Source organism: Microvenator marinus (assembly GCF_007993755.1).
Lineage (GTDB): Bacteria > Myxococcota_A > Bradymonadia > Bradymonadales > Bradymonadaceae > Allomicrovenator > Allomicrovenator marinus.
This window is the reverse complement of record NZ_CP042467.1, coordinates 1,785,501-1,811,824: the sequence shown is the minus strand read 5'-3', so window position 1 is coordinate 1,811,824 and position 26,324 is coordinate 1,785,501. Positions and strand designations below refer to the sequence as shown.

Here is a 26,324-nt window from a genome sequence, read left to right as displayed (position 1 = left end):
GTGAGGCCTTTTTTATTTCTCTATAGGCGAGCATCTTGACATGTACTGAACATGTGTTCATGTTCTTGAGTATGAAGTCTGCGCTCGCCAAATCGTTATTAAACTCTCCTTTCATCACTACCGGCCGTGAGCTCGAAGCACGGCAGTCTCAGAGTCGTGGTTCGTTCGATTTGGCTGCGGTGAAGGGTAAGCTCGTGGAGGTGCGGAGCGTGGGGTCACCGGCAGGGCTGAGCACCGCTTTGTCTTTGCTTAAAGAGGCTCAAACAGCCTACGAGCCTATTGCCTGGATCATGACCAATGACTCGTTATTCTATCCGCCAGATATGGCGGAGCAGGGGATCGATCTCGGGGCTCTCGTCATCGTCCGAGTACACGGAGCAAAGCTCGGTGCGAGGGCCGCCGAACACGTGCTTCGCTCAGGTGCTTTTGGGCTGATTATTCTCGACCTTGGTGAGGATCTGAACGTCCCTGAGCCCATGCAAAACCGTTTGATGCAAGGGGCGCATAAGCATCAGAGCGCGGTGGTGTGTCTGACACGCTCGGAGGAGTCTGAAGAACATCGAAGTTTGGGGAGTATGGTGGCGCTTAGTGTGGAGGTGACCAAGGAGTCCAGGGGCAGAGAGCTCGTGTGTTCAGTACACGCACAACGCAATAAGGGTGGAGGAAATTGGAGAGTAGAGAGGAGGTGCTATGGACCCGTTGGCATGCGTTAGTGTGCCCTATGTGGCGCTTCAAATCATCATGCGCAGGTATCCTGATTACCGTGAGGTATCCGCTGTTATTGTGGATGAACTCAAGCCGATGGGGCGGATTTTGGAGGTCAATAGGCAGGCGAGAGCGCATCGGATTTTGCCGGGAATGCGTTATGCAGCCGGGCTCTCATTGGACCGGAACCTCCGGGCTGCAGTGGTCGATGAGTCCGAGGTAGAAGCGCACCTCGAGGAGCTTGGCAAGATTCTAGGGCATTTTAGCCCGCGTTTTGAGCGCGCTGGTGAATCGGGGGTGTTCTGGGTGTGTGTCAAAGGGCTTGCGCCCCTCTTTGGAGGCATGAAGCGTTGGTCAGAAGGCCTGGTCCACGAGATTGATGAGTATGGGTTTATTGCAGCCTCGGTCGTGGGGTTCTCGCGTTTTCATACCTATGCAATGGCGCGCTCTCTGAGGCGTGGAACATGGGTTTTTGAAACCCATGAGGATGAGTGTCAGGTTGTTGAGTCCCTTTCTCTCGAGCGTGTGGGCCTTGAACCCGATGTGTTGAGCGCGCTGACACGACTTGGGATTCGGAGTGTCGGGCAATTTGTCAGGCTACCACCATCAGGTGTGCAGGAGAGGTACGGGGCGCTTGCGACTCGGCTTCATCGGCTGGCTCGGGGCGAACTCTCGTTGCCAATGACACCCCTGCGCTTCGAAGAAGACCTCGAGACCAAGATTGATTTTGAAGACGATGAGGCCGAGGTGACTCGACTTCTCTTCATTATCAAACGCGAGCTGCGTGGCCTCCTTCTACAACTCGCGGCGCGTCATCAAGACCTGCTCGAGCTCGAACTCGTGCTATGTCTTCGTGGCGGCGATACCCACGAGCACCAGATCCGCCCCGCGCGGCCTACACTTGATGAGCTTCGCATTCTTGAGCTTGTGCGTCTTCGTCTAGAAAACCTGGTTATTCCAAGCGGGGTTGTGTCTGTAATTCTGCGTGTCGAGGGTGTGGAGCTTCGACGAGAACAGCTCGGGCTTTTTGCCGGAGGCCGACGCGACCTCGAGGCAGCGTCTCACGCCCTTGCGCGTATCCGATCCGAATTTGGGGATGAGAGTGTTCTGGAATTGCGAGAGGGAAATAGTCACGTCCCTGAAAAGGGGTTCGAACTCTTTCCTACCTCGAATGTTCGTCTGAAGGTCGAACGCCCGGCCGAAATTCACGTGGAGTTGCCCGCCAATGCCGGTCTGGTAAGGCGCATTCAGCTTCGACCAGAGCCGCTCATGCGCTTCGAAAGAAAACCACTCGAAGGCTGGATTCTACGTGGGCTTGATGCCGGACCTGTGGTGGAAGCCCACGGTCCTTTTCTTGTTGAGGCTCAATGGTGGACGCAAAAGGATGAAATTGCGCGCGAGTATTGGCTCGCCCGAACCGAGAGGGGGGATGTGTTTTGGGTCTATTGGGATCAGTCTCGCGGGCAGTGGTACTTGCACGGGGAGGCTGAATGATTCCGCTCTGGTGCAAATCAAACTTCTCGTTTCTCGAGGGGGCAAGCCATCCAGAAGAGTACGTCGAGACCTGGCATGAGCTTGCAGAAGGCCAGCCATGGGCACTGACAGACCGCGATGGTGTCCATGGTATTGTTCGGGCCTGGGCCCGAGCAAAGGAGCTCGGCGCCCGCGTGATCTATGGGTCGGAGCTAACGCTTGAACAAGGTACTCTAGTTGTTCTGGCTAGAGACCACGCGGCTTATAGAACCCTCTGCAAACTGATCACCAAGGGACGGCTACGCTCGGAGAAAGGAAAGAGTCTGATCCTTTGGTCAGAGCTCTTAGAGCATCACGAGGGGCTCATCCTGATCTGGAGAGACGGCCTTATTAGACCTGTGCTCCCGAAAGTTGCCTGGCAACTCAAAGAAGTTTTTGGTCAACGCTTCTACGCAGGGCTTAGCCGCCACTATCTCGATCGCGAAAAGGCCGAAGAGGAGCGTCTTTTTAAGCATAGCAAGGAGCTAGGCATCCGCTGTGTGGCCTTCCCACAGATCCTCTATCACTCTGCTCAACGACGCAGGCTTCAAGATATCCTCAGATGCATCAAGCACGGCGTGAAAATACACGAGGCGGGTCGCTATTTGCTCCCTAATGCGTCTTTTGGTCTTCGTCCCATATCCGAGTTCCAAAAGCTCTACGAAGACCGTCAGGATGCCATTGCGGCTACCTACGATATCGCGTCGGAATGCACGTTTAATCTCTCTCAAATTCGTTATGTCTACCCGAGCGAAGACCTGCCTGATGGCAAGACATCCATGCAATGGCTCAGGGATTTGGCGTTTGAGGGGGCGAAGATGCGCTATCCAGAAGGGATCAGTGATGAGGCATTGCGCCAGTTGAACTACGAGCTCGATGTGATCGAGAAGCTCGAGTACCCGGGATACTTTCTGACGATGTGGGAGATCGTGAACTTTTGCCGAACGCAGCATATTTTGTGTCAGGGACGGGGTTCGGCCGCAAACTCGATCGTGTGTTTTTGCCTCGAGGTCACCGCAGTTGACCCCATCAAAATGAAGTTGCTTTTTGAACGATTCATTTCGTTGGAGAGGGCAGAGCCTCCGGATATCGACCTCGATATCTCTCATGAACGCCGCGAAGAAGTGATCCAGTGGGTGTACCAACGCTACGGCAGAAACCGTGCGGCGATGGTGGCAAATATGGTGCGCTACAGGCCGCGCTCAGCCATTCGAGACGTAGGTAAGGCGCTCGGAATTCCAGAAACATCTTTGGATAGAATGGCCAAAATGCTCTCGTATCGAGAAACGCCGCTCCTCGAAGATATTGAGAGTGCGGGCTTGAAGATCGACGGGCCAACCACGCTTCAATTGCTTGAGCTCACAAAGGAGATCCAAGAGTTTCCACGGCATATGTCCATCCATCCCGGGGGATTTCTGCTCGGCCATGAACCGGTGCATCACCTCGTACCCATTGAGAACGCGACGATGGCGGACCGGACGGTGATTCAATGGGACAAATACGATGTCGAGGCGCTTGACTTGTTTAAGGTGGACCTGCTTGGGCTTGGCGCGCTGACACATCTGAACAAGAGCTTTGAGCTCTTGCGAAGGCATCGAGGGGTAGACCTCTCCATGGCCACACTTCCCCAAGATGATCCAGAGACCTATGAGATGATTTGTAGGGCGGAGACTGTGGGAGTCTTTCAGATCGAGAGCCGTGCACAGATGGCGATGTTGCCGCGTCTAAGGCCTCAGAAATTCTATGACCTTGTTATCGAGGTTGGAATTGTCCGCCCGGGCCCCATCACGGGCGATATGGTCCATCCCTATCTACGCCGAAGAAATGGCGAAGAGCCCGTCACCTATCCACACCCTAGCCTTGAGCCTGTGCTCGAAAAGACCCTTGGCATTCCGCTCTTTCAGGAACAGGTCATGAAGCTTGCCGTCGTAGCAGCAGATTATACGCCCGGTGAGGCCGACCAGTTAAGACGCGATATGGCTGCGTGGCGTAGCAAAGGCAGAATCGATCAACACCGCGAGCGTATGATCAAGAGGATGTGCGCCAAGGGAATCGAGGTGGAGTTTGCAGAGCGTGTGTTCGCCCAGATTCAGGGGTTTGGTGAGTACGGCTTCCCAGAGAGCCATGCGGCGAGTTTTGCGCTGATCACTTATGCCACCGCGTACATGCGCGCTCATTGGCCCGAGGAATTTGCGTGCGGACTTTTGAACTCGCAGCCCATGGGTTTCTACACGTCCGCTACCATCGTGGATGACGCCAAGCGGCGCGGGGTTCGCTTTATGCCCGTCGATATCAATGTCAGTGAGTGGGACAACACAATGCAGCCTCTGGGCCAAGAGTTTGCAATTCGAATGGGCCTCAGGATGATCAAAGGCATTTCTGAGGTGGATGGTGAAAGCATTCTTGCCGCTCGGGAACGCGCTCCTTTTGCTTCCGTGCGCGATTTCGCAGCTCGCACCAGTGTTAATCGTGGTCTCATCAGGCGGCTCGCCGAGTCCGGAGCTTTTGAGTCTCTGGGCCTGACCAGGCGCGAGGCCCTTTGGGACGCACAGGCTCTGGACAAGGGGACGTTGCCATTACCGTTTGAGACCACGGCTAGAAGGCCGATTCTGGACGAACTTACTCCTTTCGAAGCTATCTCATGGGATTATCAAACGAGCTTTCATAGTCCTCGTGGGCATCCCATGCAGACCATTCGTCAGGACCTTCAAGATCGCGGTATGCCTAGCGCCAATGACCTCTTGGCTCAGCGAGACGGCGCGTGGACGCATTACGCAGGCATGGTGATATGCCGGCAGCGTCCATCCACAGCCTCGGGAATCGTGTTTATGACCATGGAAGATGAGACCGGGTTTGTGAACGTAGTGGTGTTTCCAAAGGTTTATGAGCAATACCGAATTTTGACAAAAACCCAGGTGTTTTTGGGGATTTCAGGACGGGTGCAGAATCAATACGGCGTGGTCCATGTCTTGGCTGAATACCTCTGGATTCCACGCTTCACGGATGTGAACTCCGTTCGACTAAAAAGTCGTGATTTCCATTGAGTTTCCGCAGTAGTTTCAGGTTTCTTCAGAATCTCTTAGGGCCACGGATTTAACCTTAAGGAGCATTCAGTCTCCTTTAGGTGATGTTGAGCTTGCAAACCCTTAGTTTGCCCTTGTTCACAACGATTAACCAACGAGGTCAAACATGAAACTCAACCAAAAGAACGCTCTCAAAAACTTCACATGGATCGCATTGAGCGCCTTTGTATTCGGCTGTGCCGGAGCGGAGGAGTCCATCAACGAAGCGGCTGATGCCGAAAACGACGCATTTCTCTCGGTGGATGGCAAAGCTGACGGACTTGGGCCTGCAGAAGGAAGCGCAGAAGCCAAGGGCGTGCTCGCAGTGGTCAATACCTTGACCTTGGACGCACTCGATGACGACGTAGCCTTGGACAGTCGGGCTGCGGCCAGCATTGCTAACGCCCGTGTTGGGGCTGATGGCGTACTCTTGACCGCAGACGATCACCGAATCACCACACTCGCCGAGCTCGACGAGATTCCATGGGTTGGCTCGCGGGCATTCTCAAAGCTTCTGACCTACGCTCAAGATTACGGGTACATCGGATACGAGCACGTCTATCTTATCCATGGCTTTGAAGAGGGCTCGGAAGAAGCCCAGATCATCCTGAGTGTTGCAAACTCGTTGAGCTTTGAGGAACTCGATTTCGATGTCGCGCTGGATGCACGCGCTGCTCAAGGAATCATCAACGCTCGAGCCAAGAATCCAATCTCCTCGCTCGCCAAACTCGATGAGGCTCCATACGTAGGGGCGAGTGCGTTTGAGAAACTCCTTGAATACGGCCAGAACAACGCTCTTCCTACGAGCTACGACCCTTTCGATTCGTCTCTAAACAACGTGGCAAAGATCACCCAGGAAGAAGCCATCGCGCTTTTTGCCCCAGGCGCGTCAACCACAACTCTAGGTGAGTTCGAGTTCTTCCAGCGTCTGCGACCCTGCAATGAACTGACTGGATGTGGTGAGTGGGACTATCTGAGCGCCTTGAGATTTGATCAAATCGCTTATCAGATCGTGTACTTCTCCGGCGGAAACACTCACCCTGAGTGTCATAGTTTCCGCGACGCCATCTACAACAGCAACACCGACAAGACCGGCAATATTGGGTTGGAAGTCAAGAATGGTGAGATTGTCGTGGCGATGGATTCGCCGCTTACCGGAACTCAAAAATGTGAAGGTTCGGTCACATCAAGCGAAAGCACTTGCTCCGAGTTCCGGAGTCAGGTCAGAGCCCAGATTTCTCAATCGTCACTTTGCAGCTCGGGTTGGAGTGGTACGACTGTAATCGGAGCGAGCAATGTGCTCTATCCAGACATCTACCGCGAAAACCAACGTGCATACAATCGCGACCAAATCGAGACATTGAAGCTAAACTTCCACGTCACACGCGATTTCATCCGCGGATTTTCAAGCTATGAGTCCTACCGCGATGCTGACGGCAACTACAACGAAATCGAGTACGTGATTTTCGGTCAGATCAAGTAGCCGAAATCTGCAGGGTCACTTTGGGCGTTGCGATTACTTGCAATTGTGGTTATAGAGGCTAGCTTTCGCCCTGACGCGATAACCCCGGTTCGGTTTTATGCTTACAGTACTACTATTGGTCATTCACGTTACTGCTTCACTCCTACTCATTGGCTCGATTCTTCTCCAATCGGGCAAGGGAGGCGGTATGGGCGCCGGTTTTGGTGGAGCATCTTCGGCTGCAACACAGATTCTGGGTGGTGGCGGAACAACTACGTTCCTAGCGAAATCAACTGTTTCGGTATCCGTCATCTTCATGGTGACCAGTCTCACCCTCGCTTACCTCTCAAGTAAGCCAAGCTCCACGATGGATCTCTCGGAGACCAGTGGTGTGACGTCCACCAATGAAGACGAAATTCTGGAGTCTGGCTCGGCGCCTGCTCCAACTCCAACTCCAGCCCCAGCCCCAGCTGAGGAAGCTGCCCCGGCTCCTGCTGAGGCTGCTCCTGCCGAGGAAGCTGCTCCTGCTGAGGAAGCTGCTCCTGCTGAGGAAGCTGCCCCTGCCGAGTAAACGCAGATTCTTTCCGCGTTGGTTCAACGTCAAAACACTTGGGGTAGCCTGAACTTTGTCTTTCTACTCAATCCGTCCCAAGCGGAGAAGAAAGACGTTCCTTGTCCAGCTTGTAGATGTCCGCAAAGAAGTGGGTACGGCCAGCTTCGTCGGCGCGAACTACGATGTAGTCGATATGAATGGGGACTGGTTTAGTCAGGCGTACCCAGGTCTCTTCGGGCTTCGCCATCCACTCGTCAATCTTGGAGACCGGCCATGGACTGCGCTCTTCCACGAGGAGCCTGGCAAGTTCCATCGGCTGGTCAACGCGCACACAGCCGTGGGAAAAGGCTCGAATAGGGTAGTTGAAGAATTCTTTGTCGGGCGTGTCGTGAAGGTAGACGTCATGGTCGTTGGCGAACATGAATTTGACCTGCCCGAGCGCATTAAGGGGCCCCGGACGCTGTCGCAAGTACTCTCGCGTACCATCGAGCGCGATCTCGAATCCCATCTCATCTGCGTACTCTGGATTTTCGGCCATCTTGGGCTCGATCTCCCGGGTTCGAATCGAGTTGGGTACATTCCAGAATGGGTTGAAAACCACATGTTCTAGGGTGCTCGATATTCGAGGTGTGGCTGATACCATGACGTGTTCCTCACGCTCAGCGTCCCACTGAGTTCGAGTCGAGCCGGTGACCACCTTGAATCTCGATTGCTTATCTCCATCAATCCAAACCTCAGCGTGGAAGTCCGGTATATTCACAAAGATATACGTATCATTGGGACCAATCGGGCTCTCTCGCCACCGCTCTAGACTGAGCCTGATCTGATCCCTTCGGGTCTCAGCACTGATATTCAGACTTCTGAAGGTTTCATCCGTGATCCAGCCAGCTTCGACCAACTGATGAGTTTGTTGATACTCAATGATCGCTGCACGCAACTTTGGGCCAAATGCTTCGGACGACTCATCGTCCCAGAACCCTTCGGCTCTGAGGCGTTCCTTGAGGGCTGGAACCAGCGGGCCAGTTGCCTTAAGACCCTGAATTTCTGCGGCAAGTTCTGACCAACCACCCTGGTCGACGAAGTTCTGATACCGGCGCAAGGAGTGGGTGAGTCGCTCGTAGTCTTCAAAATGGGGCGGAAGGTCTGCCAAAAACTGGTGGATTCCCGCGGGACTCTTTGCAACCGCCAGGAAATCGGCTTCGAGAGATGCCTCCCAGACTGGGTTCGAGTACTTCATCGCCTGAGCGAATCTCAGCGCCCCTTCGGAAAGCAAAATGTCGACTTCCGCCTGTGCCTGGCGCGATTGCTGCGCGCGAAGCTCCCGGATCTTCTCGAGCTTGAGGTCTAGCATGAGTCCGTGAACCGGTGCAGCGTCCAGGAGTGCCGCGAGCAACGATTGGCCTTGAACGCTAAGCTCCGAGTTATGGTGCCAGACGGGGCTGTAGCCACGGGCCTGATAGGCATCCGCCAGGAGACCTTGAAACTCCCATCTTTGATTGGCTAGCTTTGATTTAACCAACGCGTCTAAAGCGGGTTCCACAACTTTAGGAGACTCCACAATCTTTGGCGCCGCCGTGGATTGGGGGGGCTCGGCCGGTGGCGTGGAATCCCCGCAACTCTGTGTGAAAGCGCCAGCTAAAAGGCCGGCCGCAAATAGGTAGTATCTGTGCTTCATCTCTCACCATCCGTGGTGTCAGACTCATACGATACTTATGGATTAGGCTATGGCCAGTTTTTGGTGAAACTCACCTGGAAAGAGGCTGCCTCGCGAACTGAAAGAGGGTTGTTGGAGGCTGTGCGTTCAGTACCAAAAGTGCGCCGAATTCGGTTGTTGAGGCTTGGCGAATAGGCATGGCCAACACTTCAATATCTCTCGCACCCTGAGAGATTGAGACTGAGTAGCTTGAATCTTCAGCCAACCCCTCAACTTGCGCTGGCACCAACCCATCTTCGATCGCCGAGTTGACGGCCGACTCCAAGGCGAGGAGTTCAGTCGATCTTTGCACCCTAAGCCGCCCTCGTCTTACGCGGAGCTCACCGGACTTGTTCAGGAACACCTGAGCTTGGGTATTCATGCCGAGGACTCTGAGTCCTTTCGAGACCAAGATGACGGGCGCCGGAATCACTTCGAGCGCTCCCGCTAGAAGTGCAGCATCCGACTGCAAGTTGTTGCGTTTGTGGAAGATTCGGACCGCACGAAGAAGGTGAGGGATCACGGTCATAAGCAATCGGTAGTCAAACTCAGATGTCCCTGATTTGAAGCGAAAGCCACCCTCGATATCATCTCGTTCCGCCGCAACAATGCTGAGTGTTGCGTGTGGCGCCTCGATACGATCCTGAGGCCGAAACATCAGAAGCGCGTTCTCGCAGGTTGCGGTAGCTTTCGGCTTGATAGCATCCGAAAACCAACACTTTTCAAGCGCCACACGTTCCCACTCCGCCCCGTGGGCGAGGTGGTCCCGTGCGGGATTGGCCACAAAGATCTCGACTTGGGTTGAGATGGCTTGAGAGATTTGTAGAACTACCGAATCTAGCGATTGCTCGCCGTTCGCGAATTCGTAAATGGTATGGATGATGTGATCAGTCCCCTCGCAAAAAACCATATGGACTCCCGTGTTATGGTCTATGCCCGGATCCAAGGTGTCCCTACCTGGTGAATCTCGGACTCTTAGCTACTAAGCATATTATCACCATAAGTGCTCGAAGTGAAATGGTCGTACCTCATTTTGGGTAGAAATACTCGCAAAGTGCTCTCTAGGTTGGGAATTGTTTAATGACCATACGCCTCGTGTTTGGTATGCTATCCGAAGCAAACAACCTTGAGAGGGAGAGCATGAGCGAAAGGGACAACCTCAGCGCTATCCTTGGGTCCATCTATGATAGTGTTGGGTCTGAGAACGGGTGGGATGAAGCGCTTTTAACGATTACGAAATCCTTTGATTCGGTGGTGAGCAACGTGTTCTTGCGACCGCCAGATCAGGAACTCTACTTGGTGGATACGATCGTGGGTGCCGACCCAGATGGAGCAGACGCGTACCGCGAAATCTCACATTTGGACGTTAGATGGCCGGTATCGCTGCAGAACATCGGCAAAATCATCAACGATGTCGAGGTCTTTCAAAACGGCGAGTATGAAAACTCGCTCGTGTATAACGAGTTATTTCGACAGTACGAGATGCGATACTCGATGACCACGGTCATGCCTGTGGGTGAAGGGCTTGTCGCTGGGTTTGCGCTGATGCGAGAGAGAGTAATGGGTGGATATCGCCCTGAAGAGGTACAACGACTCGAAGGGATTCTTCCGCATCTTGGGCGTGCCCTCTCTCTGCAGGCAAAATTCAACGAATTGGAGCGGCAAGTTGGCGATCTTTCAATCGCCATGGAAGGGCTCCGCACAGCGGCCATCATCCTAACTGAAGAGCGAAAAATTCTTTGCCTGAACCGCAAAGCGCGTCGACTCCTTGAGAATGGCGGGCTTGTAAGTTCGAGGCAGACCCTTAGGGCAGAGCGCCCAGGAGACACCAACGCGCTCGAGGCCATGATTCATCATGCGGTTCAAGAGGCGAATGGAGATTTCGAACTCGGGGTGGGCCCTACGCCAGTCCTTACGATAGCACGGCAAGGTCGGCAGGCGATTCACGTGATGGCAGCCCCGTTGCGCCCGAAATTCTCCATGCGAGCGGCGCAAACGAGTGCTCGCGTCATGCTCTTGATTTACGACCCCGAACAGGCAGTGGAACTCGAAGAGGATATGGTCGCCGCGCTCTTTGGGCTCACACATACCGAGGCTTTTGTGGCCTCAAAGCTCGCTCAGGGCCTCTCCATCGAACAGGTAGCTTCGCTACGAAGGTGTTCGGCCGCGACCGTCAGAACTCATCTAAAGCGTGTGTTTTCCAAGACCGGGGTAAATCGTCAGTCTGAATTGGTTCAGTTGGTACTCTCGAGCCCAGCCGCACTCTGAAAGGTCGAACTTGTTTTTCTCGGCGGTATTCGCCATCCTGCGCGCGTTATCTGAGGACTTGGAGACGACCATGAAAAAACAAGAGGTAGCCGATCGTGTTTCTGAAATGCTCGAGGAGCTATATCCCGAGCCTCCGGTGCCCCTTGATCATACCGATGGTTTTACCCTTTTGATCGCAGTTCTACTCTCGGCTCAGACCACAGACGCTCGGGTGAACCTCGTTACGCCGGGCCTGTGGGAGTTGGGCAGGACGCCGGCTGAACTCAATAATGTGAGCGAAGAAGACATCTTGGCGGCGATCAAGACCTGCGGCTTGGCCCCAACAAAGGCTAGAAATATCAAGAAGCTCGTTGGGATACTGGTCGATGATTTTGCCGGTGAGATTCCCGAGACGCTTGAAGAACTGGAGACGCTTCCCGGTGTGGGGCACAAAACGGCATCTGTAGTGATGGCCCAGTGGTTTGGCGTGCCCGCGTTTCCGGTGGATACCCATATCCACCGGCTGGCCCGCCGTTGGGGACTCTCGAGCGGCAAGAACGTGGACCAGACCGAGAAAGACCTCAAGAAGGTCTTTCCGAAAGACACGTGGAATCGGCGTCACTTGCAGATCATTTTCTTCGGTCGAGAGTATTGCCCGTCTCGAAGCCACGATTTCGACCAATGTCCGATTTGTTCTTGGGCTTCGAGTCCGAAAACGCGTGCACTTGAGGCGAAAACCAACGATAAGAAGAAACGATGATTTTTTAGGAGAGTGCAATGAGTCAGGGGTCGGATTGGAAAGGTGGAGAAGACGGTTGGGTGGTGGAAGATTCCGCCGGCGAAAAGGGTGGGCTCAATGAAGAAGAATTCTATCAAGACCCTAAACCCCTTCATCAGAATGAGTTCACGTACGGGGTCGCACAAGAACCTCCGCCGAATAGTTCGCTGCAACCGACGAATGATTGGGGCAATCCTCAGCGCGAGCCAGCTAATCGATTCGAGTATGACGTCGAGAGTGGACGTACGCTGGCCCTCTTATCTCATCTCGGGATTCTCTTCGGACTACCTCTCTTCATCATTCCCTTGATTACGCGAGACAACGCGTTTTCGTTGCACCACGCCAAGGCGGCGGCCGCGAACTTTATCTTCATGATGTTCGCTCTGGCAGTGACCTTTGTGACCTGCGGGCTCGGGTTCCCATTGCTCTTCTTACCGTGGGTTTTTGCCATCGTTGGAATGGTAAATGCTGCGGGCGGCAAGGAGGCAGGACCGTGGGGTCTTGGGACGCTGGGAGAATCAATATTCAAGATCGACGTGAAGTAGGGGTGTCTATGAATGAAGATGACGACTACGACTTGAGACAGACGATTCGGTTTGAAGATATGGACCTCGACGAAGAAGGTCCGAGCGGCCCCGATGAGTGGCTGCGCGTTTTAGATGGGCCAGCGCGCGACTCAACCAACGCCGAATGGGAGAGACTTTCTGCGGTGGTTAACGAAAGTGGGGCGCTTGAGTTCCAACTGCCCCAGCCCAAATTCAGCCCAGGCGATCATGTGGAGATCATGGTCCGTGTAGTCAAAGGTGACTAAAGTCCCCACCTCTGAGAACTCCAGACCCCACCTTGGCACGCACCGTGCAATATACACTCTTAGCCAACCAACCAAGAATACGGTTTGCCCTAGTTTTTAGGCACTTGAGACCTTGGTTGATAGCAGAGTGTGGTAATTATGTCACAATTAGTCATCGAAAGGTGTGACGCAGACTCAACGATCGCGGGTGGAAACCCACAGGATCCAATGAAGGGTGGTGTCGGACAAGGTGGTAATCTGTGGGTGGTTGTAGGTCGCAAGTCAAGTGTTCATGCGGGTCGGCGAATGAACATGAGTTTGACGGGCGTCGTAGAAGAAAGTAATTTTTTGGGAAGCGAGCAGCAAAACACGAGCAAGTGAAGGAGCAAGCATGAGACCAGGTAAGGCACCATTGTGGTTGTCTTTCGCGCTAGCGGCGTTAGCGGTGACAGGTTGTGATTCAGAACCTGAAGCCACCGGCGACGAGTGCGTAGACGACAAGCGTTATTTTCAGCAGGAAGTTTGGTCGAAGTTCATGGCGCAGCAATGTGTTTCATGTCACACGACTGGTGGTCAGGCAGGCGCGACGAAACTCGTGCTTAAGTCTGAGGCACAGACCGGCTTCATCGATGCCAATCTGGCGACGTTGAAGGACGTAGCCGCTTACGAGCGTGAAGGCCAGTCCGTGCTTCTTTTGAAGCCGACCATGCAAGTTGCGCACGACGGCGGGAAAGTCTTCGACGTGGACAGCGAGCAGTATCAAGCCCTCGTCAAAATGATGGAGCGCTTTGATAACCCTGTTACATGTGGAGATGCTGGCACGGGTGAGCATTTCGAAGCTGTCACTTTGATGGATCCGAACGAGACCTTCCGCAAGGCTTCGATCAATCTGGCGGGGCGCCTTCCAACCGCTCTCGAGGACTTCAACATCGCGACTGGCGGTGAAGAAGCGCTCGACCAAGAGCTTGAGAAGATCCTTCACGAAGAAGCCTTCTATGCACGCATGGAAGAAATCTTCAACGATATGTTCCTCACTGACCGCTACCTCGGACGAACCAACGCTTTGGACCTCCTCGACGGAGACTACTATCCAAACGCACGTTGGTTTGTTGAGGACGAGGATAATCCGGGTGCGCTCGACGGCGAGAACCAGGAATTCCTGGCGAATGCTCGGTTGTACACGAACGACTCGATGGCTCGAGAAAACCTCAAGCTCGCGACTTACCTCGTGCGTAACGACCGCCCATTCACTGAAATTCTGACAGCCGACTATATGGTTATGAACCCATACACGGCGCGTTCGTACGGCGTGGAGCTTGAGTTTGAGAATCCGATGGATCCAAACGAATGGCGTGCGGGTCAGATTCCGGGCGTTCCCCACGCAGGTGTGCTCACATCGCCAATGTGGCTCAACCGATTCCCAACCACACCGACGAACCGCAACCGCCACCGTGCGCGTATGGTTTATTGGTTCTTCCTCGCGACCGACGTGAACCGTCTGGCAGATCGTCCGTTGGACCCGACGAATATCGTGGACTTCAACCCAACCATGAACAACGCCAACTGCAACGTCTGTCATAAAGTCATCGACCCTCTCGCAGGCGCACTTCAGAACTGGGACGAGCAAGGTAACTACGCTCCGATGGAAGACGGTTGGTTCACAGACATGATCTCGCCGGGCTTCGAAGATCGGAAACTCAACTACGAGACCGACTTGCAGACAGCTGCGCGCTGGCTCGCGAATCAGGTGGCAAACGACCCACGCTTCGCGCTCTCGATGGTTCACCACATGTACCGAGGCTTGACTGGCTACGAGCCTCTTGTCTTCCCGACCGATTCCTCGGACGAGAAGTACCTGGCGCGCGTCAAAGAGTTTGAGGTTCAGACCGCTGTGTTTGAGTCGATTGCTCAGAAGTTCATGGACAGCGAGTACGACCTACGGGTGGTCTTCAAAGAATTGGTTAAGTCTCAGTACTTCCGTGCGAAGGACCTCAACGATGAGACTTTGGCAGAAGAGATGGTGGAGCTCGGCTCTATGCGTATGCTGACGCCTGAGCTTCTCGACCGAAAAATCGAGGCGGTTCTCGGAACGTCTTGGGTTGATAGAGACGGTGATAGCTACCTGCTCGATTCGAACGAGTATCGACTCCTCTATGGTGGAATCGATTCGAACGACGTGACTCAGCGAATTACGTCGCCAAACGGCATCATGGCCAATATTCAGATGCGTATGGCCAATGAGATGGCATGCCGCGTGACGGCCAGTGACTTCACGGCGCCAGAGCAGCGCAGAAGGCTCTTCCCGTTCGTGGATCGCACAACGTCACCGTTCAACGATCAGGGCTTCCCCGATTTGGACAACGAGCTTTTGATTCGCAAGAACATCGCTCATATGCACCACCATATTCTGGGAGAGCGTCTTGACGCGTCGGATAGCGAAGTAACTCGAACTTACAACCTCTTCCTGCAGACCATGCAAGAGGGGCAGTTGAAGCTTGCTACCGACGGAATTAGTTCAAACCTTGAGTGTCGCGCTACGATGACTCTGGATGGCGTTGAGCTTCCAGAGGAAGAGCAGATTCGCACCGATGAGCAGTACATCATCCGAGCATGGATGGCTGTGGTGACTTATCTCTTGGCCGACTACCGGTTTGTTTACGAGTAATTAACGAGCACGAGATACGGAGAAAGAATATGGATCGCAGAGATTTCATGAAATTGGCAGGCGCAACAGGCCTGGTGCTCGCATCGCCGCTACCGTCGCGTGACGCGACCGCACAGGAAGGCGCGCGCCCCTATGACGGACCGCTCTTTGTCTTTGTTGGCGCCAACGGTGGTTGGGACCCGACGTTCTTTTGTGACCCGAAAGGGTTCATGTCTGAGGACGAAGACAACCCGATGAACCGGACCTATGCCAACGCGGATATCGGAACTGTGGGTAATCTGCCGTTCGCACCGGTGGGTGAGTACCCGGCGTTTGTTGAGCGTCATTATCAAAAGATGATGGTGATCAACGGCATTGATACCAAGACCAACGGACACGACTCGGGTCGACGCGTGGTTGCAAGCGGTAAGCTCAACGACGGATTCCCGGCGTTTGGCGCACTGGTTGCGGCAGAGTACGGTGCCGGAATGCCTATGGGCTTCATCACCAACGGTTTCTACGACGCAACGTCTGGAACCACGGCTCGAACCCGCGTGGGCAACCTTGCGGCGTTTGAGCGAATTGCACGACCGAACACTATTCAAAACGATCGGCTCTTCCACACCGAAGAGACGATGGCGCGAATTCAAGAGGCGCAGCAATCGCGGCTTTTGGCGATGAAGCAACAGGCGAAGTTGCCGAAAGAGCAGCAGACCATGAGCACGCTCCACATGGCGCGTGGGTCTGATAATGTGCTCAGCCGACTTTTGGATACGCTCCCTGATGAGCGGCCAAACGGCGGTCTCGAGCGCCAGGCGCAGCTTGCCATTGCGGCCTACAAAGCTGGTGCTTGTGTTTCCGCAACGCTTTCGACCGGGGGCTTTGACACCCACGGTAACCACGACCAGAGCCACCTTCCTCGCCTGAATAATATCTGGGCAGGAGTGGATTACTTGTGGGAAGAGGCGGAGCGTCAGGGCGTAGCGGACAAAGTGGTCGTGATCATCGGATCGGACTTTGGGCGAACACCTCGCTACAACTCCAACAACGGTAAAGACCACTGGTCGGTCACCTCCATGATCCTCATGGGGAATGGCATTCCGGGCAACACGTTGATCGGCGAGACAACGCACGAACACCGTCTGCGCACGGTGGATCCGTCCTCGCTTCGTGTGGATGACGCTGGCATTCGGATCGAGCCCGGGCACGTTCACTGGGCCCTTCGCAAACTTGCGAAGATCGAGAACTCCCCGCTGCACGCGCAATTCCCACTCGATGTGAAGGAATACCTGCCGCTCTTTGGGAGTTAGGACCCGTTTACAATTTGCTGCGCGAGCCTGACACCTCTCATTTCGATTCGATTTGGGAGGTGTTTTTTTTATCCAAGTTCTGCGCTATAGGAACCGGCCTATTTTTCGCGCATTTGCGAGCGAGGAGAGCAGTCGATGAAGAATTATGTGGTCCTGAAGTTTGGTGGAACCAGTGTGTCGAGTCGAGCTCGTTGGGAGACGATCGCTTCGATCGTTCGCTCGCGAATTGAGGCGAATGAAACGCCGTTCGTCGTGTGTTCGGCGCTGAGCGGCGTTACAAACCTCTTGGAGCGGCTTTTGGTCGAGGCGCCGAGCGGCACCCATCATGAAACCTTGGCGACCATTGAGGGGCGCCACAAAGAAATCGCTGCTGAGCTTGGGGTTCCTTTTGAGTTGGTTTCAAACGAACTCACGGAGCTCGGTCGACTCGCTCTCGGCGCATCGTTGACCAACGAGGTCTCGCCGCGCCTTCGGGCTCGTGCTTTGGGGATGGGTGAGTTGATGTCCACGCGCCTCGGTGCAGCATTCCTTGAGTCGATTGGCGTCGAGTCTGAGTGGATGGACGCGCGTCAACATCTCAAGGCCGTAGCTCTTCCGAATGAGCCGGACGCCAAGCACTATCTTTCGGCCCTTTGCGATTATTCGGCCGATGAGGAGCTCGCGGCAGCGCTCAAACCGCGTGTGGCCGTGGTGACTCAGGGGTTCATCGCCACCCACGCTCATAAACCCGGCGAGACCGTTCTTTTGGGGCGTGGAGGCAGTGACACGTCTGGCGCATATTTCGCTCATAAGCTTGGTGCCACCCGCCTAGAGATTTGGACGGACGTGCCAGGGATGTACACCGCGAATCCGCGGGAGGTGGCGTCCGCGAGGCTCCTTAAGCAGTTGCACTACGAGGAGGCGCAAGAGCTTGCCTCGATGGGAGCCAAGGTCCTTCATCCGCGTTGCCTCGCCCCGGTGCGAGAGGCGGGAATCCCACTCCATATCAAGTGTACGGAGTTGCCGGACGTAGAAGGCACCGTGATCTCAGGAGATTCGCCAGATTTTGGTGCGCAGGTCAAAGCGATCTCATCGAAGGGCGGTGTCATGCTCGTGTCTATGGACACCCTGGGCATGTGGCAGCAGGTTGGATTCCTTGCAGATACCTTTGATTGTTTTAAGCGTCATGGGCTCTCGATCGACCTTGTGACTACCTCGGAGTCGAACGTGACGGTGTCGCTCGATCCCGCGGCGAATGTGCTCGATCCTGCTACTTCTGAGGCGCTACTGAGCGACCTTAGAGAGTTCTGCACGGCCAGGATGATCGGACCATGTGCGGCGGTGAGCCTTGTTGGGCACAATATCCGAGCGATTTTGCATCAGCTTGGTCCGGCCCTCGAAGCCTTTGGTGAACAGCGGATTTATTTGGTGTCTCAAGCAGCTAGCGACTTGAACCTGACCTTTGTGGTGGACGAAGAGCACGCAAATAAGCTTGTGCAGCGGCTCCACGAACTTCTCTTCCACGACCGAGTCTCTGACGCGCTCCTCGGGCCTACCTGGAATGCTCTCTTCCACCCGGACGGAGATTCAGACCGCTTGGACGACGACGTCTGGTGGTTCTCAAAGCGCTCAGAATTGCTTGAGTTGGCCAAAGATGGCCCCGCATATGTCTACGACGTCTCGACGATTCAGCGGCGAGCTGAGGAGCTGCAGGGGCTTGGGCTGGACCGAGTCTTCTATGCGATTAAAGCCAACCCGAATCCCGAAGTATTGAAGACTATCTTGGACTTTGGTTTTGGTTTGGAGTGTGTCTCGCCCGGAGAGCTCGAACACGCGAAGGCGATGGGTGCGAGTGAGCGTCTTTTCACACCTAATTTTGCACCTAAAGAAGAGTACATCTCCGGATTTGAGTCTGCGACGTATCTGACGCTCGATAACCTTCATCCATTGCGGCATTGGCCTGAAGTGTTCGCAGGCAGGGACATCCTTGTGCGTATGGATCCGGGGCATGGTCGCGGCCATCATAAGAAGGTTAAGACGGCTGGGGCTCAGTCGAAGTTTGGGATTCCGCCTGAACAGGTCGAGGAACTGGCTGACCTCGTGAAAAGGCATGATATCAACGTGATCGGGCTTCACTCTCATGTGGGAAGCGGGATTACCTACGCCGCCACGTGGTCAGAGACCGCGATGTTCTTGGCTGGGGTGGCTGATCGTCTTGGAAGCGTGCGCATCTTAAACCTCGGCGGTGGCCTTGGTGTGCCTGAAAAGCTTGGGGACAAACGACTCGACCTCTCGGAGGTTAAAGAGACGATTGCCGCGTTTAGGCAGGCTCGGCCGGAGTTCGAATTGTGGATGGAGCCTGGTCGGTACCTCGTTGCGGAATCAGGAGTGCTTTTGGGGCGTGTCACTCAGATCAAAGAGAAGGAGGGTGGACGTTTCTTTGTGGGCCTCGATATCGGGATGAATTCATTGATTCGTCCAGCGCTCTACGGTGCGTATCACCCCATCGTCAACCTGAGCAAAGTGGATGGATCCCCGAAAATTGTGGCCGACGTCGTGGGCCCAATATGCGAGACTGGCGACGTATTAGGTCATAAACGAAGATTGCCAGTGTCCGAGGAAGGGGACGTGTTCCTCATTGCAAGTGCTGGAGCGTATGGCTATGTCATGGGTTCGCAATATAACCTTCGGAAACCGGCAATCGAACGCATCCTTAGATAACTGAGGTCCCTTGATGTCTGATGAGAGTGAAGAAATCGCGAAGTGGATCGAAGCGTACAAGGAAACTCAACGTCAAATGACCCATGCCCACGAGGTCTACCAACGGGCATTGGCTCAGAGTCATGAAAAGTACCTCGAAGCGATCGGAAGCTCTCAAGCCAAGCTCCTCAAGGTTCTTGAGGGATTTGGTGTCGATCCTGATCAGACAGTTCATCATGCGTTTGGAACCGAGGAACAGACCGCGAAGTTTATTCGTGAGATTCGCGAGTCGCCCGCAAAGGGGCATGCGCGATACGAGCCGCATATTGTGGAGAGTGCCGCTCCAGGCAAGGCGTTTAGTGCGCTTCGTGACGGAGCCACCGTTTGTGTGATGCCTGACGCGTTTGGCGTGGCTGAACACCTTGTTGAAAAGCTGAACGCACGAGGGTTCTGGGCAACATTGAGTCCGAGTTTAGTGCCTTCAGATGTGGTGATCTCGTTGGCCGCTCTGCAGCTTGAACCGGACAAAATGCGGGCCGGGCTCGATGTCGCGATGCGAGCAGTTTTCGAAGTTGAACAAAATGGCGTGGTATTGATTCAGGATACCGGAGGACGTTTTGCGACCGAGGCCTGCACGGCACAGAATGCGTACCAGTTTGGGCTTATGGGTATTGCTGAGCTCGCGCGCGAGGTTTCGGAGCATCTCGTCAAGGTCATCGATCTGGACGTGGGGTACCGAAAGCCCGAGGAAGTGGCTGAGCAATTGGTAGAAGAGTTGTGTGGCGGTGCCGATGAGCTACGGGTTGGGCTTCCGGAAGGCGCCCGTGTGCTCTGGTCGATGGTCGAGAAACCAGCTGGCGATGGAGTGAACGGTGGATCCGATGGAGTCTATTTGATCACGGATGCATCGGGAGGTTGGGATGGCCTGGTGGAAGAGATCGCCAACGCATGGAAAGGTCGAGTCTTAGTTGTCGGTGAGGAGCCGCTCGCCTCGGTGGACCGTATTCCGTGCGACTTATCGATCGCGGATGAGGTTTATCAGGCCCTGGACGTGATTCGCGAGATGGGACCGATTCGCCGATGGCTACATTTGCCGTCGTGCGCAGGTGGCACGCATGGTGTCGAAGAACTTAAACGCGTATGGCAACGGGATTTGACGCCGTTTCATGTAATTATGGCGGCCTGTGCCGGAGATCCTACCGATATGATCGCCATACTTTTTGAACCCCCAGAGGGTGTCGGGCACGTTTCGGCTGCGGCGCTTAGATGCACAGCGATCGTTGAGAACGAGCGTCGTTCGGATGAAACCCGAGTAGTTGCGATTTGTGGGAAGAAAGAGGGCATGAACGCTGAGCTTCTGCGTGAGCTCTCTCACGATGGTGAAGCGGCAGACGTGCGTTTCTTGGCCTGAGTTTAGGGCATCAGCGCTGGGATATCGATCTTTGGACCGGGAGCTGGCTTTAGGGGGCGCCGTCCGGGCTCAACCGGTTTGAGCTCGTCGCTCGAAATGTCGTAAAGGCCGTCCGTACTTCTGACGATGGTAAACCCGGGAACCCGGATTTCGGCACCCATTTCGGGGTCGTCTCTAAGTGATGAGCGGACCCAGATTTCGAAGAGTCCATCAGCACTCTTAATGGCGGTGTACGGGCGAAAATCGTCGAGTTTGTCCACCTGAGTTGCCCATTTTTGAGGGACCAGTTGAAGTTTCGCAACCGTGGTCTCACCCTTCTTCACCGCAAAGGTTTTCGCTTCGTTGAGTTCGTCGCTATGAACGGTATGGGTGCCTTCTGGAACCTTGATGGTGGTGCCGCAATGGGCACGCATGGTGTGGTTGATCATCACCTGAGAAGCGTGCGGGGTGCACTCAATTCTCAGCTCTCCTGGTTCGGCACAGAGCTGGGCTTTGGGTGATTTTTCGCGGGGAAACAACTCTTTGAAAAGCGTGAGCTGACGCTCTACCGCGGAGCATTGGCCGGCAAAATCATGCGTGCGCACGATGATGTTCAGAACTTCGGCCGACGGCTTGATAGCATAGGCTCGATAGAGGCTCTCGAGGGCGTCGTTATAGTGCCCCTGAGCGTAAAGCCGAAGACCGTCTCCAAAGCAATTGGCGTATTCCTCCCCAAAGGCTGAGTTCGAAAAGAGGATAATGCTAAGGAAAATCGCGCGTTTCATCGTTCCCAAGGGTAGCAGTCGCAGATGTCCTGTCAATCAGAAGCGATAGGTGCGATTTTTTGACAATAAAATCAGCCGGTTGTGAAAAAAATGAACTTTTTTCGCAACACTTGGGAAAAGTGTCCGAAAATATATAGAGAGACTCTTTTTTGGAGGTAGGTATGGATCCGGTGAGCGCTCGGGGTCTGGCAAGTGTTTCGATTCCCCAATATGAGCCGGCCCAAAAGCCGGGGATGAAGGAGGGGAAGGGTGCGTTCAAAGAGATGATGAACGACTCCACGAAGACCGAAAATGTGGGAGCTGACACAAAGGTCAAAGAGACGCAGGCTGCTGAGAATATCAAGCCTCAAAAAGTTGAGACACAAAACAAGGTGGACACGTTCGTCGATGCGATTCGTAAGGATGAGAAGTCGATCGACAAGATGATGAAACGCGCTCAGCGCGGTGCGGATTTTTCGAACGCCGAGCTCCTTCAAATGCAGGGTGTGACCTATCGCTATGCGCAGAGGGTGGAGCTGGCCACAAAGGTCGTTGAAAAGGTCACTGGTGGCCTCAAACAAGTGTTGAACACGCAGGTATAGTCCATGAGACTCTTTATTTTGATTCTATTTAGTACCTTGATTTTGGGCTGCACGTCGGAGCTCCATCACGGCTTGGAAGAGCGTGAAGCGAATGAGATCGTGGTGGCTCTTGAGCGCAAGGGAATTGAGGCCCAGAAGAAGCCCGATCCACGTGACCCGTTGTTCTGGACGGTTTCTGTTCCCGAAGCGGTGCGTGTGGACGCGTGGAATATTCTGAGCTCGGAGGGCCTCCCAAGGCCGCGCGTTCAGGGCTTCGGCGAGTTTTATCCACGAGAAGCACTGGTGCCATCCGCCTCCGAGGAGCGGATTTTGGTGCAATATGCGACGGCCCAGGAGCTGCGCCAGACCCTGGTATTGGTCGACGGAGTGGTGGACGCTCAGGTCAATCTTGTGATTCCGGAGCAGCCGAGAATTCGGCTAAGCGGGGAAGAGGCGCCACGGCCGCGCGCGAGCGTTTTGGTGAAGTATCGTGAGGTCGTGGAGGGAGAGCTACCGATCACCGAAGAAGAGATCGCGAGGGTTGTGACTGGCGCTGTGGACCGCATGCTCCCTGAAGATGTGCAGGTCATGTTCTCGAAAATGGAGAATAGCGTGATGCCCGAAGAACAAGTTCGGGTGACTCAGGTTGGGCCGATTGCGGTGGTCAATTCGGGCAAGTTTGCTCTTCAGGCCACGATCGGTGGCCTCTTTAGCGTGATCTTGGTCTTGGTCGGGGCTGTTCTCTTCTTGGTGATGCGAAAACGATGACGTCAGAAGAACTCGCGTTGAAAGATTGGGTTGGAGACGACGTCGGGCTCTTGGAGTTTCTGCCAGCAGACGTAGCGGCCGAGATGAAGGGAGAATCCTCCGGAATCAACCTTGATGAATTAGCTCGGGCAGGGGGCTTTACTGAACTCTTTGAACGAGTTGGCCTACTCTATGTGCTCAAGTTGCGGGGCAATGATCGTAGGCTCCTAGTGAGATTACAGCGATCGTGGTCCGAGAGTGCGTGGAGTGAGTTGAACAAGCGGGCGTTGAGCGTGGAGATTTCCAAGGAAGAGATCGGTGTGATGGAGCCCTACGTTACAAGGTTGGTTGCGGAGCCGGCACAGCTTGCCTCTTCTCTTGGAAAGATCGTGATCGCGCACGCAGCGGGCCGAAGGTACTGGCGCGCCATCGAGAGGATCGCCCAGCGAATTGACGTTGAGGATGCTCGGGTGCTTCGCAGGCTCATGGTGAAGGCCCAACTCGAAGAGCACCATGCAATCGATCAGGCCTTTAGAAAGACGTTGGCGAATTTCTTTAGTCGAGAGAGTAGTCCATGAGTGAAAGTCCAAGACTTCTAAAGCGACTCGAGATCTCAGAGAGTTCAAAACCCTTCGTCGAACCCATCTTTGCGGCCGAACGCAAGAAAGTCAGTGTTCGTGAGGTCAAGGCGATGCTTGAAATCGACGCGATCCTAGAGCGCGCGACTAAGGAGGCAGAGGATGTTGTAAGCAAGGCGGTAGCCGAGGCAGACGCGATTCGCGAGGAGGCGCGTGAGCAAGGTCAGCAAGAGGCGTGGGCGTCTTTGACCCACGAGCTCGCGAAGGTCAGGGCGGAGCGTGAAGCACTTCTGCAAGAGGCCGAATCCGAGGCGCTCGACCTCGCCTTCGCACTGGCGAGGCGGATTATCTCGAAGAAGATCGAGGCTGAACCGGAGCTCGTCCTCGACGTTCTCAAGGAGGTGGCGCAAAGTGCCAGAGGGCGCCGTTCTCTTGTCTTTCGGGTGCACCCAGACGATTTGGAACTAGTGCGTGCTCAACAACAAACGCTCTCACAGGAACTCGAGGGAGCCGCGGTCTATTTTGATGACGATGCCACACTTTCGCGCGGGGAATGCGTGATCGAGACCGAGGTGGGCCGCATCGATGGCCGGTTGGATACTCAGCTTCAGATTCTACGCGATGCATTGGTGTCATGATGAGCGATCGACTTCTTTCAAAATACCTCAACAAGCTCGATGATGTGCAGACCACCAAGATGCGCGGGCGAGTGGAGGAGGTCACGGGGCTTGTGATCCGGGCCATCGTGCCGGACGCGAGTATCGGAGATGTGGTGCGCATTCGGAATTCTGCAGGAGAAGATCGATACGCGGAGATTGTTGGATTCCGGGGTGAAAGCGCGGTCTTGATGCCACTTGGAAACGTGGATGGCGTGAGCAATACCGCCGAAGTTGAAACCACCGGAAAGCCTTTCTCAATCATGTGTGGAAACGGACTCAAGGGGCGAGTACTCGACGGGCTTGGTCGTCCAATCGACGATGGTCCGCCGTTGATTGGGGAGGGGTTTGAGCCGTGGTCGATCGACCGCGCCGCGCCTCATCCTCTTGAGCGAATCCCGATTCACGAGCCCATGGTCACCGGAGTTCGGGCGATCGACGGCCTCCTTACCGTGGGGCAGGGTCAAAGGGTAGGTCTCTTTGCAGGTTCGGGTGTAGGTAAGTCCACCTTGATGGGGCAGATTGCGCGTGGCGCAAACGCCGATGTGATCGTGATTTGCTTGATCGGCGAGCGCGGACGCGAGGTGCGCGATTTCATCGAAGAGGTCTTGGGTGAAGAAGGGCTAAAGCGCTCGGTGGTGATTTGTGCGACGAGTGACGCACCGAGCCTTGTGCGTCTGAAGTCCGCGTTCGTTGCGACCGCAGTCTGTGAGTGGTTCCGCGACCGCGGTCAAAGTGTGCTCCTGATGATGGACTCGGTGACACGTTTCGCCAGAGCTCAGCGCGAGGTCGGACTCGCCGCGGGCGAACCACCGGCGCGACAAGGTTATCCGCCGAGCGTCTTCAGCATGTTGCCACGTCTTTTGGAGCGAACGGGAAACTCTGGAAAGGGCTCGATTACCGCACTCTACACGGTTCTCGTAGCTGGCGGGGACATGGAGGAGCCCATCGCAGACGAGGTCAGGGGTATCCTCGACGGGCATATCATCTTGAATCGCAAACTCGGAGCACGCAACCATTGGCCCGCTATTGACGTTTTACCTTCATTGTCGCGTGTGATGGGGGCCGTCGTGTCAAAAGACCACCAGGCGGCTGCTGGGCGCTTTAGAGAGGTGCTTGCAGAGTACGAAGCCAAGCGCGATTTGATTTCGCTCGGCGCTTACGAATACGGCACGGATGAGAAGGTAGACTTCGCCATCGATGTGATTGAGGAAGTTGAGTCGGTGCTTAAGCAGCGGCTCGATGAATGGACGACCTTGGATGAAACCGTACAGTTGATGATGGATATCGTGGCGTGAGGTTTTGATGAACGACTATCCATTGGCAACGCTGCGAAAGATTCGCGAACAAGAGCGTGATCTGGCCGAACAAGCCTACGCGGAGACTTTGCGCGATCAGGAGCGCCTGGCCGCTCAAGTGCGCCAAGAGGAGGCTCGACTTGAATCCGCCAGGCAAGCCGTCGTGAGTGCACAAGAGGAGGCCCGTCGCGCACGCTCCGGCGACGAAATCTTGATGACCGATATCGGTCTGCATCGAGAATTTGAGAGGGCTCTCAAAGATGATGTGGTCCGGGCTGAGGAGTCTGTGAGGACTGCGGAACGCGCAGCTCAGGAGCACCAGAAGAGCGTGGTTCAAGAGGCCCTCAAGGCGTTCCAAGAGGCGCAAAAAGCTGTGATGGCGGTTGAGAAACACTTTGAGGGTTGGAAGGCGGAGCAGGATCTGGAGGCCGATCGAAAGGCAGCAGACGCGCTCGATGAAATTGCAATCAGAGGATGGAGCAAACAATGAATAGAGTTGGAGAAAACAGGGCGGACGCTCTTTGGGATACAGGCTCTCCAGATCGAGTCGAGGAGCTTCGAAAGGCTGTCATCAACGAATCCGGCGGGCTTCAGGAGTCACACCTGGCCAACGTGGTGGGTGAGTTGCTCGCCCGTTTGGATTCGCTCGCAGAGTCGCCATCAACACTAACGCCGGCGCCTCCTTTTCGAGGCGGCTCTCCGCCTGACTCACGGGAGATGACCGCGATTCTCCAGCGTCTTCCTGGGCAAGTCGATTCGCTCAAACAAGGGCTCGACTCGGCTGGAGCGCATCGCGTGGATAGGATGGTGGATGTGTTGAAGTTCTACGGTGCACTCAAACACGAATTGATGAGTCGCGCCGAGAAGTCCTGATC

At 54.9% G+C, this 26,324-nt stretch carries 23 protein-coding genes; 20 read left to right on the top strand and 3 right to left on the bottom strand.

Annotated elements, in window-relative coordinates; all coding sequences use genetic code 11:
• The first annotated feature begins 35 nt into the window (after positions 1 to 35).
• The 5 genes from FRD01_RS07630 (at position 36) to secG (ending at position 7,312) form a co-directional block, all read left to right on the top strand.
• Positions 36 to 713, top strand: a complete 678-nt coding sequence (locus tag FRD01_RS07630) for a recombinase A (protein WP_146958798.1) — start codon at positions 36 to 38, stop codon at positions 711 to 713.
• Positions 691 to 2,199, top strand: coding sequence for a DNA polymerase Y subunit UmuC family protein (locus tag FRD01_RS07625; RefSeq protein WP_146958797.1), 1,509 nt, complete (start codon positions 691 to 693; stop codon positions 2,197 to 2,199). The genes FRD01_RS07630 and FRD01_RS07625 overlap by 23 nt, the downstream gene beginning before the upstream one ends.
• On the top strand, positions 2,196 to 5,261 hold the full coding sequence (locus FRD01_RS07620) for an error-prone DNA polymerase (RefSeq protein WP_146958796.1): 3,066 nt from the start codon (positions 2,196 to 2,198) through the stop codon (positions 5,259 to 5,261). The genes FRD01_RS07625 and FRD01_RS07620 overlap by 4 nt, the downstream gene beginning before the upstream one ends.
• Before the next feature lie 145 nt (positions 5,262 to 5,406).
• Positions 5,407 to 6,762: a hypothetical protein gene (locus FRD01_RS07615; protein WP_146958795.1), complete on the top strand. Its 1,356-nt coding sequence runs from the start codon at positions 5,407 to 5,409 to the stop codon at positions 6,760 to 6,762.
• A 97-nt stretch (positions 6,763 to 6,859) separates the two neighbouring features.
• On the top strand, positions 6,860 to 7,312 hold the full coding sequence (gene secG / locus FRD01_RS07610) for a preprotein translocase subunit SecG (protein WP_146958794.1): 453 nt from the start codon (positions 6,860 to 6,862) through the stop codon (positions 7,310 to 7,312).
• A gap of 67 nt (positions 7,313 to 7,379) precedes the next feature.
• Here the strand turns inward: secG and FRD01_RS07605 are convergent, their stop codons facing one another.
• Positions 7,380 to 8,969: a L,D-transpeptidase family protein gene (locus FRD01_RS07605; RefSeq protein ID WP_146958793.1), complete on the bottom strand. Its 1,590-nt coding sequence runs from the start codon at positions 8,967 to 8,969 to the stop codon at positions 7,380 to 7,382.
• A gap of 70 nt (positions 8,970 to 9,039) precedes the next feature.
• Positions 9,040 to 9,897, bottom strand: coding sequence for a hypothetical protein (locus FRD01_RS07600; RefSeq protein WP_146958792.1), 858 nt, complete (start codon positions 9,895 to 9,897; stop codon positions 9,040 to 9,042).
• Between the two features lie 170 nt (positions 9,898 to 10,067).
• On the opposite strand from FRD01_RS07600, the gene FRD01_RS07595 reads away from it, so the two are divergent.
• The 8 genes from FRD01_RS07595 (at position 10,068) to FRD01_RS07560 (ending at position 20,846) form a co-directional block, all read left to right on the top strand.
• Positions 10,068 to 11,255 carry a helix-turn-helix transcriptional regulator gene (locus tag FRD01_RS07595; RefSeq protein ID WP_146958791.1) on the top strand — a complete coding sequence of 396 codons (1,188 nt, stop codon included), beginning with the start codon at positions 10,068 to 10,070 and terminating at the stop codon, positions 11,253 to 11,255.
• 70 nt (positions 11,256 to 11,325) lie between these two features.
• Positions 11,326 to 11,994: an endonuclease III domain-containing protein gene (locus FRD01_RS07590; RefSeq protein WP_146958790.1), complete on the top strand. Its 669-nt coding sequence runs from the start codon at positions 11,326 to 11,328 to the stop codon at positions 11,992 to 11,994.
• 17 nt (positions 11,995 to 12,011) lie between these two features.
• Entirely contained in the window at positions 12,012 to 12,557 is a 546-nt protein-coding gene (locus FRD01_RS07585) for a DUF4870 domain-containing protein (protein ID WP_146958789.1), read from the top strand.
• 8 nt (positions 12,558 to 12,565) lie between these two features.
• Complete coding sequence (locus FRD01_RS07580) at positions 12,566 to 12,823, top strand: hypothetical protein (RefSeq protein ID WP_146958788.1); 258 nt, start codon at positions 12,566 to 12,568, stop codon at positions 12,821 to 12,823.
• Between the two features lie 370 nt (positions 12,824 to 13,193).
• On the top strand, positions 13,194 to 15,467 hold the full coding sequence (locus FRD01_RS07575) for a DUF1588 domain-containing protein (RefSeq protein ID WP_146958787.1): 2,274 nt from the start codon (positions 13,194 to 13,196) through the stop codon (positions 15,465 to 15,467).
• A 29-nt stretch (positions 15,468 to 15,496) separates the two neighbouring features.
• Positions 15,497 to 16,756, top strand: a complete 1,260-nt coding sequence (locus tag FRD01_RS07570) for a DUF1501 domain-containing protein (RefSeq protein ID WP_146958786.1) — start codon at positions 15,497 to 15,499, stop codon at positions 16,754 to 16,756.
• Positions 16,757 to 16,891: 135 nt separating this feature from the next.
• Positions 16,892 to 19,456: a bifunctional aspartate kinase/diaminopimelate decarboxylase gene (locus tag FRD01_RS07565; RefSeq protein ID WP_146958785.1), complete on the top strand. Its 2,565-nt coding sequence runs from the start codon at positions 16,892 to 16,894 to the stop codon at positions 19,454 to 19,456.
• Positions 19,457 to 19,469: 13 nt separating this feature from the next.
• Positions 19,470 to 20,846, top strand: coding sequence for a Rossmann-fold NAD(P)-binding domain-containing protein (locus FRD01_RS07560; RefSeq protein WP_146958784.1), 1,377 nt, complete (start codon positions 19,470 to 19,472; stop codon positions 20,844 to 20,846).
• A gap of 2 nt (positions 20,847 to 20,848) precedes the next feature.
• Here the strand turns inward: FRD01_RS07560 and FRD01_RS07555 are convergent, their stop codons facing one another.
• On the bottom strand, positions 20,849 to 21,610 hold the full coding sequence (locus tag FRD01_RS07555) for a hypothetical protein (protein ID WP_146958783.1): 762 nt from the start codon (positions 21,608 to 21,610) through the stop codon (positions 20,849 to 20,851).
• Positions 21,611 to 21,771: 161 nt separating this feature from the next.
• Between FRD01_RS07555 and FRD01_RS07550 the strand changes: the two genes are divergently transcribed.
• From FRD01_RS07550 to FRD01_RS07520, 7 genes are read left to right on the top strand one after another with little or no spacing between them, the layout of a single operon-like run.
• Positions 21,772 to 22,191, top strand: a complete 420-nt coding sequence (locus FRD01_RS07550; protein ID WP_146958782.1) for a hypothetical protein — start codon at positions 21,772 to 21,774, stop codon at positions 22,189 to 22,191.
• 3 nt (positions 22,192 to 22,194) lie between these two features.
• Positions 22,195 to 22,938, top strand: a complete 744-nt coding sequence (locus tag FRD01_RS07545; protein ID WP_146958781.1) for a hypothetical protein — start codon at positions 22,195 to 22,197, stop codon at positions 22,936 to 22,938.
• Complete coding sequence (locus FRD01_RS07540; protein WP_146958780.1) at positions 22,935 to 23,495, top strand: hypothetical protein; 561 nt, start codon at positions 22,935 to 22,937, stop codon at positions 23,493 to 23,495. The genes FRD01_RS07545 and FRD01_RS07540 overlap by 4 nt, the downstream gene beginning before the upstream one ends.
• A complete protein-coding gene (locus FRD01_RS07535) occupies positions 23,492 to 24,133 on the top strand; it encodes a FliH/SctL family protein (protein WP_146958779.1) in 642 nt (213 codons plus the stop codon). The genes FRD01_RS07540 and FRD01_RS07535 overlap by 4 nt, the downstream gene beginning before the upstream one ends.
• Complete coding sequence (sctN, locus tag FRD01_RS07530; RefSeq protein ID WP_249756097.1) at positions 24,133 to 25,449, top strand: type III secretion system ATPase SctN; 1,317 nt, start codon at positions 24,133 to 24,135, stop codon at positions 25,447 to 25,449. The genes FRD01_RS07535 and sctN overlap by 1 nt, the downstream gene beginning before the upstream one ends.
• A gap of 7 nt (positions 25,450 to 25,456) precedes the next feature.
• A complete protein-coding gene (locus FRD01_RS07525; protein WP_146958777.1) occupies positions 25,457 to 25,939 on the top strand; it encodes a hypothetical protein in 483 nt (160 codons plus the stop codon).
• Complete coding sequence (locus FRD01_RS07520) at positions 25,936 to 26,322, top strand: hypothetical protein (RefSeq protein ID WP_146958776.1); 387 nt, start codon at positions 25,936 to 25,938, stop codon at positions 26,320 to 26,322. Before FRD01_RS07525 ends, FRD01_RS07520 begins: the two co-directional genes overlap by 4 nt.
• The last annotated feature ends 2 nt before the right edge of the window (positions 26,323 to 26,324 follow it).